At 36.7% G+C, this 17,332-nt stretch carries 14 protein-coding genes, 1 pseudogene and 1 riboswitch; of the genes and pseudogenes, 2 read left to right on the plus strand and 13 right to left on the minus strand.

Features of this window, described 5'->3' with window-relative positions; all coding sequences use genetic code 11:
- Positions 1-23: 23 nt before the first annotated feature.
- Positions 24-962, minus strand: a complete 939-nt coding sequence (locus Q0K80_RS03995) for an AraC family transcriptional regulator (protein ID WP_294603473.1) — start codon at positions 960-962, stop codon at positions 24-26.
- 160 nt (positions 963-1,122) lie between these two features.
- Positions 1,123-1,214, plus strand: a riboswitch (TPP riboswitch).
- Here Q0K80_RS03995 and Q0K80_RS04000 point away from each other — a divergent pair.
- Together Q0K80_RS04000 and Q0K80_RS04005 are read left to right on the plus strand one after the other, a co-directional pair.
- Entirely contained in the window at positions 1,176-2,612 is a 1,437-nt protein-coding gene (locus Q0K80_RS04000) for an ABC transporter ATP-binding protein (protein WP_294603474.1), read from the plus strand. (Overlaps the previous riboswitch by 39 nt.)
- Before the next feature lie 9 nt (positions 2,613-2,621).
- Positions 2,622-3,275 (plus strand): energy-coupling factor transporter transmembrane protein EcfT, encoded by a 654-nt coding sequence (locus tag Q0K80_RS04005; RefSeq protein WP_294603476.1) that lies wholly within the window; start codon positions 2,622-2,624, stop codon positions 3,273-3,275.
- Positions 3,276-3,315: 40 nt separating this feature from the next.
- Here the strand turns inward: Q0K80_RS04005 and Q0K80_RS04010 are convergent, their stop codons facing one another.
- From Q0K80_RS04010 to yycF, 12 genes and pseudogenes are all read right to left on the minus strand, one after another.
- Complete coding sequence (locus Q0K80_RS04010; RefSeq protein WP_294603477.1) at positions 3,316-4,731, minus strand: sucrose-6-phosphate hydrolase; 1,416 nt, start codon at positions 4,729-4,731, stop codon at positions 3,316-3,318.
- A gap of 34 nt (positions 4,732-4,765) precedes the next feature.
- Positions 4,766-5,278 carry a PTS glucose transporter subunit IIA gene (locus tag Q0K80_RS10375; RefSeq protein ID WP_365935036.1) on the minus strand — a complete coding sequence of 171 codons (513 nt, stop codon included), beginning with the start codon at positions 5,276-5,278 and terminating at the stop codon, positions 4,766-4,768.
- A pseudogene (locus Q0K80_RS04015) lies at positions 5,255-6,673 on the minus strand (PTS transporter subunit EIIC); the annotation flags it as partial. The gene Q0K80_RS10375 and the pseudogene Q0K80_RS04015, both read right to left, overlap by 24 nt.
- 18 nt (positions 6,674-6,691) lie before the next feature.
- Entirely contained in the window at positions 6,692-8,095 is a 1,404-nt protein-coding gene (locus tag Q0K80_RS04020; RefSeq protein ID WP_294603481.1) for a family 43 glycosylhydrolase, read from the minus strand.
- A 123-nt stretch (positions 8,096-8,218) separates the two neighbouring features.
- On the minus strand, positions 8,219-9,199 hold the full coding sequence (locus Q0K80_RS04025; protein WP_294603482.1) for a LacI family DNA-binding transcriptional regulator: 981 nt from the start codon (positions 9,197-9,199) through the stop codon (positions 8,219-8,221).
- 89 nt (positions 9,200-9,288) lie between these two features.
- Complete coding sequence (gene rlmH / locus Q0K80_RS04030; protein ID WP_294603484.1) at positions 9,289-9,768, minus strand: 23S rRNA (pseudouridine(1915)-N(3))-methyltransferase RlmH; 480 nt, start codon at positions 9,766-9,768, stop codon at positions 9,289-9,291.
- Positions 9,769-10,259: 491 nt separating this feature from the next.
- Positions 10,260-11,471, minus strand: coding sequence for a trypsin-like peptidase domain-containing protein (locus Q0K80_RS04035; RefSeq protein WP_294603485.1), 1,212 nt, complete (start codon positions 11,469-11,471; stop codon positions 10,260-10,262).
- 64 nt (positions 11,472-11,535) lie between these two features.
- Positions 11,536-12,333 (minus strand): MBL fold metallo-hydrolase, encoded by a 798-nt coding sequence (locus Q0K80_RS04040; RefSeq protein WP_122025503.1) that lies wholly within the window; start codon positions 12,331-12,333, stop codon positions 11,536-11,538.
- A 15-nt stretch (positions 12,334-12,348) separates the two neighbouring features.
- Positions 12,349-13,176, minus strand: coding sequence for a two-component system regulatory protein YycI (locus Q0K80_RS04045; RefSeq protein WP_046324125.1), 828 nt, complete (start codon positions 13,174-13,176; stop codon positions 12,349-12,351).
- A 2-nt stretch (positions 13,177-13,178) separates the two neighbouring features.
- Positions 13,179-14,513 (minus strand): hypothetical protein, encoded by a 1,335-nt coding sequence (locus Q0K80_RS04050; RefSeq protein ID WP_365935032.1) that lies wholly within the window; start codon positions 14,511-14,513, stop codon positions 13,179-13,181.
- Positions 14,503-16,356, minus strand: a complete 1,854-nt coding sequence (gene walK, locus Q0K80_RS04055) for a cell wall metabolism sensor histidine kinase WalK (RefSeq protein WP_294603489.1) — start codon at positions 16,354-16,356, stop codon at positions 14,503-14,505. The genes Q0K80_RS04050 and walK overlap by 11 nt, the downstream gene beginning before the upstream one ends.
- A 61-nt stretch (positions 16,357-16,417) precedes the next feature.
- A complete protein-coding gene (yycF, locus tag Q0K80_RS04060; protein WP_294603491.1) occupies positions 16,418-17,134 on the minus strand; it encodes a response regulator YycF in 717 nt (238 codons plus the stop codon).
- Positions 17,135-17,332: the final 198 nt, after the last annotated feature.

The following is a 17,332-nucleotide window of genomic DNA, read 5'->3' on the forward strand; positions in this document are numbered from 1 at the left end:
AACCTTTTACTCAAGGTTGTTTTTTATTTCAAATTAATATTTGCCTGCCTGAATAGTTCTGCACGCATTTGCACTGGCGTTTCATGATAATATTCACTGAACTTTTTATAAAAGAAGGACTTGCCGCTATAACCAACACGGGTAATTATCTCTTTGACGGAAATATCTGGGCGAGCAAGTAAACTTCGTGCTTCCAGCATGCGCCTTTCATCAACATGTTCCACAAAACTTTTGCCAGTTTTTTGTTTAACCAAACTTGAAAAATAATTAGGATTAAAGCCAAAATGCTTGGCTGCATCATTAAGCGTAATGTCAGTAAAATGGGCATCAATGTATTTTTCCAGATCCGTTTTTGCAAACTGATGACTTGTTGCTGGAGCGGAAGTTAAATTTTGACTTCTGACAGCAGAAACGAAAAGCAAAGTAAGCTCTGCCATTATAGCGTTGCGGGTAAACAAGTCGTGATTAAGATATTCATCAATTATCTTTTTAAGTAGATGGGCAGATTCTGACATTAACGTTCCGTTTAATCCTAATAATTTTTTTTGCTCAAAAGTGGTATTAACTTTTTTAAGCAATTGTTTTTCATAATTGTTCATTACAGTTAGGTTGTCGAAAAAGTTCCGAACATCTATATTAGGATCAAATTCAAGCTTAACTAAAATATCTTTACTACCAGGTTTTAATATTTCATAATTGCTCTTTTTCTGTAGAAAGATGATATTACCATCATTTAGCATAAAATTCTGACTATTGATCCTCACTTTAGTTGAGCCTTTTGCCTCATATAGAATAGTCAGTCCTGTTGTTTGGTAGCGATGAATGCCCGTATTACGATTTTCTAAAAAGGCTATAAACAAATCAAAGTTGCTGTTACCTGGTTTTATTTTCACTTCATTAGTATCAGACCTAGCCGCATCTATGATACTGGCTAAATATTGTTCCAATTTAACTGCTACCATTACTTTCACCTCTTATACAGTTTAGGGATTATATAGTTTTATTATATAGCAAATTTTCATCTTCCTAATATAATTTTGTTATTTTACCTTTATTATTGCTACATGAATAACGGAAAGACCCAGTGTATCTAGACAACTAATTTTCTTTTCTGTATAATAAAATTTAACATCGGGGTGCCTGTAAAGGCTGAGATTAAACCCGCAGAACCTGCTATGGATAATGCCAGCGAAGGGAAAACGAAAGATTTTACATCGTCAGGCTATTATCCTGACGATTTTTTGGTAACTAAATTGATTAAATTAAATAACCTAACATTTTCATATGATAAACAAAACCAAATTTTAACAAACATTAATTTAAATATTCCTACAAAGCAGTTTTCATTGTTAGTTGGACCAACTGGCTGTGGTAAATCTACTTTATTGAAAATATTAGCAAAGTTATATCCTGAATTTGCGGGACAATTAAGCGGCACTGTTACTCTGGGCGGGTTAAAGGCTGCTATGATGTTTCAAAATGCGAGTGAGCAATTTACTATGGCAACTCCTCGAGAAGAAATTATTTTTGCACTGGAAAACCTCTGCCTTAATAAGGCCCAGTATCTAAAACAGTTAAATGAAGCCGTTCAGTTTACCCAAATTGATTATTTACTTGATCAAAAAATTAATACATTATCTGGTGGCGAACAACAAAGAGTGGCATTGGCTGTACTCATAGCGATGAATGTTGACTTGTTTTTATTTGATGAACCCTTCGCCAGCTGTGATCCCGCTGCCCGCAAGTTCTTAATCGCTAAACTAGCACATCTGCGCGATCAAGGTAAAACAATCATCTTAAGTGACCATGTGCTAGCTGGTTATGAAGGAATCTGCGACAATCTTTTTCAATTTCAGGGTAAACGCCTGGTACAGCTTTCTCAAGCAGAGCAGGAAAAATTGTTGCGAAAAAATACGGATTCTAATTCCTATACTTTTGTCTTACCAAAGGAAAATGACCGGTCGTGCTTTACCCTGCAAAACGTTCAGATTAGACAAAATCGTTTACTTCTGAAGCAGGAACATTTAAATATTGTTTCTGGTAAAACCACTCTGATTACAGGAGCCAACGGTGTGGGCAAAACATCGCTTTTTAATGCTCTGACTAAAATGATCCCTTATTCAGGCAGCATCACCTACCACAACCGTGAAATTAATAAATTATCTACTCGTAAGTATTTGCTTCATGTAGGCCAAATATTTCAAACTGCGAGTGACCAGTTTATCAATGTCTCTGTTGCAGATGAAATTAACCTCAGCAAAAAAAAGCGGACTAATTCTTATTTTACTGATGACAAAATAGCTGCCGCGTTATCCTCTCTTGAGCTTGATTCACTGCTTGATCATGTCGTGTATTCATTATCCGGCGGGCAACAAAAGAAACTGCAAATTTTATTAATGTTGATTTCAGATCAGGATGTATTGCTAATTGACGAGCCACTTAGCGGTCTGGATGCAGATTCCGCTGTCAAAGTGATGTCTTTATTAAGAGAGAGTCAGAAAGCACGGAAACAAACGCTTTTAATTATCAGCCATGAGTTAAAGAATTTAGCTGATTGGTGTGATTATCACCTCATTTTTAAAGACCAGCATTTAACCTATACAAATAAGTGAGGTACTATCATGAATCCTAGTTTTAAATTTATCCTGGCTCTGATTATTTCTATAGAAATATCACTGAAATCAAGTTTACTAACAAACCTTTTAATCATATTCTTTGCATTGATCTATTTAATTTATAAACACATTAAATTAAGCAATTTGTTTTTAACTCTATTTATGCCTTTAATTGCTGCTTTTACAGTTTTTGCGACTTTATACTGGTTCTCGTCACAGCCCAGCTTACAGAACGCACTAAGCTTATCTAGTCGAATTTACGTTTATACTTTGACTATCTACTGCGTTTCAATAAGCACAACTGCTACAGAATTAGCCCGCTCTTTTGAACAATATTTTCATTTGCCCAGTAAATTTGCTTATGGAGTTTTGGCTGCTCTTAATATCGTTCCCCGAATGAGTGAGGCTGTTAAGCAAATTCGTACCGCTGGCATGATGCGGGGGGTATATTTGAGTTTTTGGTCACCGGTTCTTTATTTTAAAGCAATCTTAGTTGCTCTGAATTCCGCAGAAAATTTAGCTCAAGGTATGGCATCCCATGGTTACCGCGAAAATGCTAAACGTTCTGTCATTGCAGCTGTTCCTGTTAAAAAAAGTGACTGGCTACAGTCAATTGCAATTTTGGTTTTAGTAAATCTAGCATTATTGACGTTAAAATAAAAAAGTGGACATGCTTGTCCACTTTTTTCTATCCCTTAATTTATTCAGCTAAAGAATAACCTGCAACACTAATATTAACCGGCGCGTCTGCAGTGATAAAAATTGCTGGCTTTTTGGTTGTGTAATAGCGTTCTGAAAATACCAGCTCTCCGTCATTTAAGAAAAATTCAATTGAACTTGTATCAATAAAAACTTGAATTTTTAGTCTGGAGTTTGGTCTTAGTTTGCCATAACGTTGCGCGTCATTTGTCGATTTATCTGTTCTGGTCAAAATTACTTCGCTATTTTCCTTATTCCAAGATAGTGTAACCAGATTTTCCTGTTCATTTCTAAAAACAAAGCTAATCTCATTACCTAGCCAGTCTCCTACACCAAACGTTAAAAGTAACTCTAAGTGCTGCGGATCAGAAACATTAACCTGCATTGAAGAACTCGTTTGTTTTTCGTCAACTACTTTTTCTTGCCGTAATTGTTTTAACTCATTGACTGGCGTCATATACAGCTGATTATTTTTTAAAGTTAATTCTCGCGGCAAAGTTAACGCCCCACACCAGCCATCAGCCTGCTCGGGAAAGTCAGCGTGCCACATATCAAGCCAGCCAAAAACAATACGCCTATTATCAGGCGTTAACATAGTTTGAGCAGCGTAAAAGTCGTGTCCGTGATCAAGTTCATGAAATGCACCATGTTTAAATTGATTATTGCGATAATCCATTTTACCGATAAAATATCCCGTTTGATAGCAGTTAAGATACTCTTTACCGTTTGCCACGATTCCTTGAGGTGAACATAACAAAACGTCCTCTCTGCCCAACGAAAAAAGATCAGGGCACTCCCAGGTGTATCCCTCAATATCGGGTCCCTGAGAAACAGCAATCGGTCCCAAATAATCCCAGTGCAATAAATCAGTCGACTTATAAGTAATTGCACGGCCTAATCCCTTTTTGTCCTGACCACCCACAACAATATAATATTCATTTACATGTTGCCATACTTTAGGGTCACGGAAGTGCTGTGAGTTATCCTTCGGTGGCAACGCAATCACAGGATTTTTGCTATACTTTTTAAAATGAATGCCATCATCACTATAGGCAACATTTTGCGTTTGATAAAAGCGACTATGATCATTTACATCGTAGTAATGATTACCTGTATAAATCAAATACAAGCGACCATCTTTTTCAATTGCACTGCCAGAATAACAGCCATCTTTATCTTCAGGACTATCCGGCGTCAGTGCAATTGGTAATTCCTCCCAGTGAACTAAATCTTGACTGCGATAGTGGCCCCAATGCATAGGGCCCCTTTTAGATGAATAAGGATAGTATTGGTAAAAAATATGATAATATCCTTGGTAATATGAAAAGCCGTTGGGATCATTCATCCATCCAGAAGGTGTTGTTATGTGATAATTTAGCCGATACCGCTTGTTAGTAATTTTAGCCGGAGTTTGCATTTTTTCTTCCTTGTTTTCAATAAATTTTCGTTCTCTACTTGTTTAATTGCAAAATCAAATTGCCGTGATTGACTTCTGTCTCTTTATTTTCAGTTGTAAAGCCTTTTTTATATTCTGGGAATAATACCATGACAGTAGTTTGTTTACTAGCTGCTTGAATAGCTTTTAAATCCATTTTTGCAAGAGGATCACCGGCAGCTACTTCTTGACCGTCTTTTACTAAAATGGTAAATCCCTTGCCGCCTAAGTCTACAGTATCAATCCCCATATGCAATAATATTTGCACGCCATTTTCACTTTCTAGAGTAATTGCGTGTTTAGTAGGAAATACCGAAATTACCTTACCATTAACGGGTGAAAAAATATCACCGGTAGTAGGTTGAATAGCAAAACCGTCTCCGACCAATTTTTTAGAAAATGTTTCATCATTAACTTTTTCAAGTGGAAGATATTCACCATCGACTGGTGCTAAGACTGAATTATCATCAGTAGGAACAATTATTTTGCTTTCTCGATGATTAACCCGTCTCTTATTTTCCGGTAAAATTGGCTTGAATTTATTCCAGGTAAGAATAAAGATAATTGGTAAAATAAATGCAATTAAATTACCTATGACATATGGTTCAATTGGTCTTGCAACTGTTAAACCAGGAAGTACAGTCAGTCCTTGGGCTAAACCTTTAACATTGAACAACTTCATGTAAATGCCGCCGAAACCAGCTCCCAAGAATGAGCACACAAAAGGTACAATACTATATTTAAGGTTAACTGCAAATATTGCTGGTTCTGTTATACCAACTAAAGTAGGAATAAAACTTGAAATGGCAATATCTCGATCTTTGGACTTTTGCTTTAAAATTAAATACATTCCAATGCAGCCGCCACCTTGCGCAATAATTGAAACTGACCAGATAGGCTGAATATAGTCAAAACCTGTTTGTACAATTAAATTAGCCTCAATTCCCTGAATAGCATGTTGGGTGCCTGTAACAACAAGTGGCTGCAATCCAGCTGCAAAAACAAACGCGCCTAATGCACTCATCTTCATATAGAGGAAGTTAATAATCCCACCTAAAACATCACCAATCCACAAGCCGAGTGGTCCAAATAATAAGAATAGGGATAAGTTGGCTGCAAGTAAAGTAATTGTCGGTACTAAAATATATGAGACAATTTGAGGTACGTATTTGGTAGCAAACTTTTCTACTTTTGCTTGGAACCAAGCGGTTAAAATAGCGGCAAAGACACCGCCCTGAAAACCAACTGCAGCAATTTTTAGACCAAATAGGTTCCAGTATGCTGGATGCACTTGACCTAACACAAAAGCGTTTCTGTCAGCCAAATCAGGAGAAATCATGACAAAGCCAACCAATATTCCTAAAATTGGATTGCCACCAAAGCGTTTTGTTGCAGTATACATTACCAAGACAGGAAGTATTTTGAACGTAGTAGCAATCACATTCAAGAACTTACAAAAATCGCCTACATAAACACTTTGCTGTGCTAAGGACTTAGTCATACCAAACATACCAGGAGTGGCAAGCAATGATCTCAGTCCTAAGATCATAGCAGCACCAATGAAAGCTGGAATTATAGGAATAAAGATATCACCAAAAACCTTGAAAGCTTGTTGAAACTTATTCTTATTTTTCATTCCTTCATCTTTAATTTGATCTACTGAAACTTCCTTTGTACCTGATACCTTGACAAAAGCATCATAAGCTTCTTCAACTGCTCCCGGTCCAAATACTATTTGCAATTGGCCACTATTGTATATTACTCCTTTAGTACCTTCAATATTATTGAGAGCATCCTGATCCGCTTTGTTAATGTCTTTTAAAACTAATCTTAATCTAGTAACACAATGAGTGGCACTAACTACGTTATCTGCGCCACCAACATTTTTTAAGACTTTTTGCGCAATTTTATTATAATCTGTCATATATTTTATCCCCTTTTATCATTTACGATAATCGTTGGAAAATTCTATTTGCTCAACATGAAGGGCTCCATTAGTCACTGTCATACTTAAGCCATGACCAAATTTATGATAAACGCGGGCATTTAAGGCAGTACCATCTAAATAAATAGTCAGGATATTATCATCCACGATTATTTTAAGATCATATTCTTTACCAGCCCGTAAATTGATTGGTCTGTTAAGTCCCTTGTTCATCATTTGATACCACCTGTAGCAAGGATTCTTATCCAAAGTTAAGCAATTCTCATCCAAATTAAATCTGAACTCATATGATTCATCTGTTGCAGAATTTTGATAAAGCCTTACAGAAAAATCACTGACACTAGAGCTGAATTTGATTTTGGCATGAAAATAAAAATGTTCACCCGTATTTTTAATAAGTTCCTTTTCTTGAAGTGTGTCCGTGGTTTGTAATTTTTGTGGCGCAATTTCTTGTTTATTTGCGAAAGCTGCACAGATTTCTGCAATAGGGCGGACGCCTAAAGTATTATCTGAACGCTGGTAAATTTCTTGCGGTACAAAAGTACCGCCCCACTCATAGTTGTTCATGTCATTTAGATCTGTTTTGGTTGGTACCCAGCCAAAAAGTACTCGCCGCTTGCCATCAAAAGCCGTACGCGCAGCATAATAAGCACGCCCGTCAAAAGCTTCATCTTTGGGCTTAAGCCAAGGACCAGTGAGACTTTTACTCATTCTGTAGAAAACCTTATTTTTTACACTGTACTCCGAATATACCAGATACCACCAATCACCCATCTTAAACAGCTGTGGCATTTCAAACATAGTATATAAATTTGGTGCCCAAAAATCGCCTTCAAACTGCCAATTTTCGAGGTCTTTTGAAGTATATTTTACAAGCCGTCCAGTTAGTTTGTGCTTATCTTGACCTTTACGCGCCCCTAAAATTAACAGATATTCTTTTTTACTTTCATCCCAGATAACTGACGGATCTCGCCAATTACGATTGTCATAGCCTGGTTGAGGTTCAAGTTTTAAGGCATTTTTTGATTTAGTCCAGTGAACAAAATCTTTACTAGTGGCATGCAATAAAATCTGCGAAGTCTTCTTCTCTTTTAAAAATTGCTTATTAAATCCTGTATAAAAAGCATGAATACTGCCATTAGCTTCAAAAATAGATCCCGCATAAATAAATTGATCCCAATCTTGATCACTACCACGTTTTAATACTTCTCCATAATCCTGGTAGTGCACAAAGTCTTTAGTTGTTGCCAGAGACCATCCAAAAGGATCAGTAATAGGGCCATTTATATGTTTATCTCTTTGGTGATATATATAAAACTGACCATCTTTAGCATACGGCATAATGTCTCCTACCCAGACATCTTTTGGCTGATAATAAATTCTTTGATTATTAGTTGGCATTGATTTTATCACTTCTCCTTGTTAGCACTTTCATTTATATATCGTAATATACTGCAACCCGTTACATATGTCAACCGGTTACACATTACAAATTAAAAAAGTCAGCTCTTAAACTGACGAGTTTTACACGGTATGACCTAAATATAGGCTAACAGGAAGGTCCAGTCGATCTGTTTCTTTTTTACCATTAATTTTATTAATCAATTTTTCTGTTGCTACCTTAGCTATTTGAGCAATTGGCTGCCTGATTGTTGTTAATCTGGGATTATATAGTAAAGTTTGCTTTGCCCCGTCAAAGCCAATAACTTTGACGTCTTCTGGCACCCTTTTATGGTGCATTTCCAAATAAAAAATAGCTAATGAAGCTAAAAGGTCGTCTCCTGCAAAGATACCATCAATTTGAGGATGACTTTCCAAATAATTTTCAATAGTTTTTTTCTTTTTAGCAGCATCCCATACAAACGGAACCTCTAAGATGTTTTCTGGTAAATTGTTCTTTTTTAGTAAATCCATGTAGGCAATTGAGCGATCGTTAGCCGGTAATTTGACAGAACTATCTCCCCTAATATCAAGAATTTGCTTACAGCCATGATTAATTAATAGTTGCACTGCCATTTTCCCACCAGCATAATTATCACAAGCAACCGTTGTAGTATTCCTACCTAAATCACGGTCAATTGCAACTATTGGTAGTTTGGAATTTTGATAACCAGACACATGTTTATTATGTGTCCCCACAATTATGCCATCTACCTGGTTTTTGCGGAGCATTGTTAAATATTCAATCTCTTTTTGAGGATTATTCAAGCTGTTGCATAACAGCAGCTTGTAACCCTGCTGGGCCAAGAGATATTCAATGTCTTGGATTAGTTCAGCTTGAAATGGGTGAACATTTGAAGGAAAAATTACACCAATTGTATATGTTCTTTTTTTATATAATGCACGAGCTAGATCGTTGGGGTAATACTCTAATTTCTTCATGGCTACATGCACTTTATCACGAGTTTCTTTACTAATATAACCGCGATTATTCAAAACTCGTGAAACTGTAGCCGTAGAAACATGGGCTTCTTCTGCCACTTCACGTATTCCAATCTTTTTCATATTTAAAATTCCATCCTAGATTCAATCTTGTAATGTTTTAAGCCCTACTGCCATGGATTTTATACAATACGGTATTAAGTTAAAGAAATCTACTTATGATAGGGACTGCCACTATTAATCATAAAGCCGCGATAAATTTGTTCAATCAAAACGACCCGCATTAACTGGTGGGGCAAAGTCATTTTACCAAAGCTCATTAAATCGTCTGCTCTTTTATCCACTTCAGAACTTGTGCCTAAACTGCCACCAATAACAAAAGTAAGATCAGAATGTCCGTAGGTTGCAAGGTCCTTTATCTCGTGCGCAAATTCTTCACTAGTTCGCTGCTTGCCATTAATTGCGGTTACAAAAACGTATTCTTTATCTTTTATTTTGCTCAGGATTCTTTGTCCTTCTATTTTTTTGACATTTTCCTGCTCCGCTTGGCTAAACTTTTCTGGTGCCTTCTCATCAGGAACTTCAATTAACCGTATTTTAGCAAAACGGCTCAGCCTTTTTTGATACTCAGCAATAGCATCCTTAAAATGCTTTTCTTTTAATTTACCCACACAAACAATTTTAATATTCATAACTGCTATTTTATCCCCCAATTCCCAAAGTTTCCACTTACCTTTTCCACAACTGTGTAAAGTTAAAAACTACATTTTGTGGTCTTTACCTTTAGTAAGCGAATAACTTGTGTTTTGCTTATTTTTTTAAATTTATCAGGCTAAATTTACCCACAGTGAGATTACTTATAGGTAATTTTCACAAACTTTTTACCCTAAAATACTGCTGTTAAGCCTTGAACAACTGTTTGATCTAATTAATTTTCACTATTATTTACACACAATTCACAGGTTTTCAACAATTTATCCTAACTGATTTTTCGCATTTTATGCACAATCCACAAAGTTATCCACAGTTATCAACAAGATTTTTATCTTTGTGTTTTACTTGACAGCTATTAATTCCGAACTTTATTTTGTTTCCCAATAATAATATTAAGAAAAAAGCTATACTTATGTTTCAAACCGCATAGTATAGCCCTTTTTCTACTTAATTCTGGAATATTTTTGATTTAGTCCGATTGCAATTTTACTCGCAAATTGATTTCTTTTCCGTTACGATTAACGGTTAAATTGACGTTATCTCCGACTTTGTGATTATACAAAATGCTGTGTAACGAAGCAACATCTGAAACAGCTTTGTTGTCAACCTTAATAATTACATCGCCTGCTTTAACTCCTGCTATAGCAGCCGCACTGTGCTTGGTAACTGAATCTACATAAATACCATTTTTAAGATTAGATTTGATGTTAAGGTGGTTTCTATAACTGGAAGGAATGCCTTGTAAAGCAATTACTTTAACTCCCAGTTGTGGACGCACAATCTTACCTTTCTTAACCAATTGATTAACGATAGTTACTACTTCATTGGAAGGAATAGCAAAACCCATTCCTTCAACTGATGTACCATCGCTTGATTGAGAAAGCTTCATTGAGTTGATCCCAATAACCTGTCCTGCAGAATTAACTAATGCACCACCTGAGTTACCAGGGTTAATTGCTGCATCTGTTTGAATAACTGTCTGCTGATTAGCAGATGAAGTTGTGATGCTACGTGCCGGAGCCGAAATTATCCCCTGAGTAACCGTAGAAGCATATTCACTACCCAGAGGAGAGCCAACCGCAATTACTGTTTGTCCTGCCTGTAAACTCTTAGAATCACCAAATTCAGCCGTTTGAGTGACATAGCTGCTGTCAATTGAAAGTACAGCTAAGTCTGTTGTAGCATCCGTACCAATAATACGTGCATTAACTGTTTTACCATTAGACAGCATAACCTGAATTTTATCGCTACCAGAAACGACGTGGTTGTTGGTAACAATATAGCCCTTATTACCCGACTTGGTGTAAATTACTCCTGAGCCTTCGCTATATGTTTGCAGTTTTCCTTTGCCCTTATTATCATTATCATCGTAATCGCCGAAAATGTCGAAAAGGGAATTGCTGCTGCTTGTCTGTCGTTTCATATTAATAACTGAAACCACAGCACCTTTAACGTCATTATAAGCTGGAGTCATTGTCCCGCTAGTTTTAGCACTGTTTCTAGAGGTTTTAGCACTGCTGGAGCTAATACTAGTCTGTGCATTATTATTCATATTAGCATTATTAATTTGATCTAAGGCCACATATGAGGCCCCACCACCTATAAGTCCGGCTACAACACCAATAATAGCAGTCTTCAAAATGCCATGTTGCTGACGACCAGAGTTTTGATTATTCATCATTTAGTCTCCTTTATATATCTTTTTTACTATACTAACCAAATTTGAAAAAAGGTAAAAAATTTCCTTAAATTTGTACTAAATTAGTTGGCTGGACCGGGTCGGTCAAAACAATTTTAACATCACTGGGCAAATTAGCATCTCCGTCAACCATTATTTTTTTGGCAGCATTGTAAGCTAACTTTGCCGTATTATTGTGCTGACTCCTGTGTGCCAAAAAAATATGTTCTGTTTTACTTGTTACTACATCCAGCAGAGCCTGCCCGGCATCATCGTTTGATAAGTGACCAACATCCGATAATATGCGTTGTTTTAATCCCCAGGAATACGGGCCATTACGCAGCATCATGTCGTCATAATTAAATTCCATGAGATAGGCATCTGCGTCTGCAATTACACTTTTTACTTTACGGGAAACATAACCGGTATCTGTCAAAAAGGCCATTCGTTTACCGCCGCTTGTAAAAACATAATATTGTGGCTGAGCCGCATCGTGACTGGTCGCAAAAGCAGTAACATCCAAATCACCAAATGTTTTTGTTTGCCCCGGTTCAATAACATTAATTTGTTCAACCGGTATCTGCCCAATTTTTTGCGTTTCAGTTAAATATTCCCAGGTACCACTATTGGCAAAAGCAGCAATTTGAGGATAGCGCCGCATTAAAACCCCTAATCCTTTACTATGATCTGAATGGTCATGGCTTAAAAAAACCATGTCAATATCTTTAATATCAACGCCAACTTCACTTAGCAACATCTTGATTTTTTTACCTGACAAGCCAGCATCCATCAAAATCTTATGCTGCCCAGTTTCGATCAAGCTGGTATTACCAGTAGAACCGCTGGCCAAAACGGAAACCTGCACCGCATCTTTTCCTTCCTAATTTTTCTGTACATTAACATTATATGAGCTGCCCTGCAAGATTTGTGCTGTAAATGCATTAACTCTTTTAACAGTGATATTCTTAGTAGTCTTATTTTCTACCTGAATTAACCAAGTTGGTAATAAAATAGTGCTCCCGCGAACATCGGTTAATTTAGAATAACCCAGGCTAACCTGCATTACACGTGAATTGTTGACAATTTCCCTATCAGTATACATTGCTTTGACAGCATGCCAGGCACTGATAATTAATTGTGGTTCACGTACAGCATTAATAGGCCCCATATAAGAAATAGTATAGTTAACAATTTGATTATCACGCACATTAATTGTTAACTGAGCATCACTGTCATAAATACGGCCATAGTCAGTATTTTGTACATAACAATAGGTATTATCGCCTGACATACTGGGTTCGAATTTAAATTCTTTACCGTAAGGAACATTTTTAGGATCATTTTTAAAATCCTCTAATTGTTGTAAATTCTTTTTACGATTTCCACTGAGCAAAATCAGGGATTTTGGTGTACCAGTTAAAGAATTATCGCTTTTAGAATAATGGGTAGTAACTTGCGTTAAACTACTGCTTTTACGAGAAAGATAGTCGCGATTCTTAACAGCTAAGTAATAACCAGATTGTTGCTTATGCGAAATATGGAGGGGAATATCAATGCCGTCAGCACGCATCTCGGCCCGGATACTTGTTGCAGTTGAACCGGATGTATCACTTAAGCTAATAGGAGAACGCCAAATTTCGATTCCTAAATAAATATCAATTAACAAGAAAATAATGAAAAATAACCATTCTATTCTTTTACGGTCCATCTTTATTTCCCTTCTTCCATTATTGCCTGTTTATATTTATTTAAGCTCAGAAAATCAACTTTTTCCCATTCAGCCAAACTCTTCCATTGATTATATGCTTTCACATAATAACCCGGTACTAGATTAACCAGGTGGTCATGTGAATTATCCTTTTCTACACCAAAAGCCACTATTATGCGCTGAATTTCTTCTTTTCTCATACCGGCATTAACTAATCTTTGCATTACCGTTGCACTCGATGGTAGAGTTTTTGTTTGCCCATCAAAAGGTATCGGAATTTGTAAATCCGTATTGTTAAAGTCAACTTTAACTGCATCTTCAGTAAATGACGTCACTACTTGAGGACTGCTGTTATCCCAAAAGACGGGTATCCCTTCAACATAATTAGCATAGCTAATAGAATTATCCGTTGTATCAAAATAACGTAAATCTTGTTCACTCAAGCCAAGTTTATGAACAAAACTGACACTTTCCAGCAGTTGATCGTTCAGCGTTTTGTCTTTGTGCTTTTCATAACGTGTATAGTGAAAATCATGGCGGTCAGTTTTAGCCTTTGGGACTCTTAAGTTGGTATAGTAGTTAAGCGAATAAGTAACCCAGCCTTTTTTATTTGAGCGTGTAGTTACATTTGTCGTGCCTAGAAGGCGAGAAACAAAGTAAGAATCGGTTTGCGTATTTGTCAAATAGCTGTATATGCGCCAGTGGTCTTGTTTGGTGAAAAAAACCTCATAACAATTTTTGAGACGCATAAACTCAACGGGGATCTTGCCCCGAGCATTACTAGCATAACTACGCAGCTTATTAAAGTTGCCCTTAATTAAATTAATACGGTAAATGGTATAAGTCTTATCATTACCTAAATAAAGGAAATCATTACTATTTGTGATGAAGACACGGCGAAATTTCGGATCGCCTTTTTTCACATTCTTCTTAGTAAACAAATTAATGCTAACTTCTTTAGGAAAGCTTAACTGGATGCACTCCGAATCATGCAACATTTCTTCATATTCTTTTTTATCCGTACTAATTTTCTTAATATTACGGTATTTTACCCCTTTTACTTCTTTGACAAATTCCAGTGGTAAATTCTTTTTAGCATCATACAAGCGGTACAACTGACCATTTTTAAAACCATAAGAATTAGTAGGAATATAAAGATTGGAAACAATCCGATCGCGGCGGCTGCGCGTTTGTTCTGTTACCCTATTGGTTTGACTAATATGATTGAAATACTGGTCATTAGTCATGATAAATATCCAGAGTACAATTGACAGACCGAAAACAGCCAAAGTTCCTATTAAAAGCAACGCGTCGCCAAGCTTAAATTTAGACTTCATCCCAATCATCCCCTTCACTCATTGGTTCATAAGGCAGTGCAATATAAAAAGTAGAGCCTTTTCCTTCACTGCTGTTGGCCCAAATATGACCGTGATGTTCTTCCACTATTTCTTTAGCAATCGCCAATCCTAATCCTGTGCCACCCTGAGCCCGTGAACGAGCTTTATCAACGCGGTAAAAGCGATCAAAAATTTTAGTTAAATCTTCTCGCGGTATACCCAAGCCCTGATCGGCAATACTCAAAACAATGCGTTTTTGCTCTGAGTGTAGTTTTACCGTGATCACGCCACCATCAGGCGAATATTTAATGGCATTGTTCATGATGTTATCAATTACCTGCGCAAACTTGTCAGTATCGATTTCTACCCATAATGCCTGCGTACCCATCTCACGAGTAATGGTATACTTTTTGTTTTCCTTTTTATCCGTTTTAACAATCATGTCGAAGCGATCCAAGATATGAGCTACAAAATCGTTAAAGTTAACCCACTCTAAATCAACTTTGGAAACTCCCCTATCCATTCTTGACAGGCTGAGAAGTTCACTGATCATTCTAATCATGCGCTCAGTTTCTTCTTGCGTTACCTGCAAAAATTTGGGGGCAACATTGGGATCTTTCCATGCTCCTTCATTTAACGTCTCAATATACGCGTGTAAACTAGTAAGTGGCGTACGTAATTCATGGGAAACATTAGAAACAAACTGCTTTTGTGAATTTTCATTCTTCTGTTGTTCAGTAATATCATGCAAAACACAGACACTACCAGAAACAAAGCCGGTAACTCTTTTAATAAGAGAAAAACTGGCGTGTAGAATGACTTCATCCCTTGTTCCTTTACTCAGGGTGATTGCTATGCCTTTCTGGTTGGCAATTAAATCTTGTGAGGACTCTTTTAAGCCTAAAACTGTAGCGATCGGCTGATTAATGATTTCATCTTCCGTTTGGTTTAAAAAATTGAGCGCCATTTGGTTGACAACATTAACATTACCATGCCGGTCAGTTGCAAGAACGCCATCACTCATATGAGACAGTACGCTGTCCAGCCTACGCTGTTCACTTTCAGATTCTTCTTGAGAGCGCTCAATTCTAACAGACAAGGTATTAAAAGCCTGACCTAACTGCCCTAATTCATCGTTGGAATAGATTTTTACCTGACTTGAATAATCACCATCAGCAATATTAAGTGCCTGGCTTTGCATTTCCTCAATGGGCTTAGTAATCGCATGGGAGACTACTAAAGATAAGATTGCCCCCATTACTGCTGCAATCATAGAAGTGACCAAAAACATCAATGAAATATTGCGCAGGTCATTAAAAACTCCCTGCATTGACGCTCGGACATAAATTGCACCAACAGTATTGGCGGAGCCGTTACCTGCGTTCAAAGGGGTAACTTGCACCATATAGTCTCCGTTTTCATTGACAACTTTAGTTGCCTGTCTGCCAGTTGAAGTTACCTGCTTAACTAAAGTATTATTGACACGCTGACCAATCCGGTTTTTATCATTTAGATTTGAAACTGCACGAATAATATCCTTATTGTCTACAACAATAATTTCACTAATCGTACCTATACCATTGCTGTAGTCATTGACAATTCTGTTTAAATTACTGTCAGTATGCTTATTGTCTTTTAGTAATTGCGTTGACAACTGGTTAGAAACTATTGGCAAAACTTGAATGGATGATTGAAAATTTTCAATACTGTTTTGTTCCAATTGACGTGTAAAATAGGCACCAATAACTTCAATGGTAGCGATGATCATCGCCATGAACACAATAGCTAAAGTAGTATTTATCGAAATGGTTAAATGTTTAAACTTATTCCTGAATTTTTTCATAGTTTTACAAAATTAAATAAAAAGAAAACCGCGCTTGCTAAATACTGCGGGGCTTTCTTTGTTAGTCTTCATTAGGCTGTTTAACGTAATAGCCAACACCGCGACGAGTTACTAAAATCTGCGGCTGAATTGGATTATCTTCAATTTTTTCACGTAAACGGTGCACAGTAACATCAACTGTCCGGACATCACCGAAGTAGTCATAACCCCAAACAGTCTGTAAAAGATGTTCTCTGGTCATTACCTGATCCATATGCTGGGCTAAATAATAGAGCAACTCAAATTCACGGTGAGTCAGCTCAATCTTTTTACCTTCTTTTTCAACAATATAAGCATCTGGCATAATTACCAAATTGCCAATAGTAATATTTTTTGTTGAACTATCATCATTAGCGTTTTCATCTTTTTTAACAATATTACGCCGCCGCAAATTAGCCTTCACCCGTGCCACTAGTTCACGGTTAGAAAAAGGCTTAGTCACATAATCATCTGCACCCATTTCCAGACCCAAAACTTTATCAATTTCAGTATCTTTAGCCGTAACCATAATTATAGGCATATCATGCGTTTGTCTCACTTCACGAGCTACATCCAAACCATCTTTTTTGGGTAGCATCAAGTCTAAGATCATTAAGTCAGGATTATATTCGTCAACTTTTTTGATGGCTTCTTCACCATCATATGCAGTGTCAACGTCAAAACCCTCTTTTGTCAAATTAAATTTAATAATATCAGAAATCGGTTTTTCATCATCAACAACGAGAATTTTCTTTGACATCGAAAAGCCCCCTTTTGTTATCATTATACTGGTTTTTAGTTTATTAGCCAAAAAAGTCATCAAAATTTAATAAAAAAACTTGCATTTCACTGAAAATAATAGCATAATAGTCTCCGTTGGTTATTTGTAATAACGCTTATGGGTGGCTAGCTCAGCTGGCAGAGCAACGGACTCTTAATCCGTGGGTCCAGGGTTCGA

The organism is uncultured Lactobacillus sp., from assembly GCF_945290125.1.
Lineage (GTDB): Bacteria > Bacillota > Bacilli > Lactobacillales > Lactobacillaceae > Lactobacillus > Lactobacillus rizhaonensis.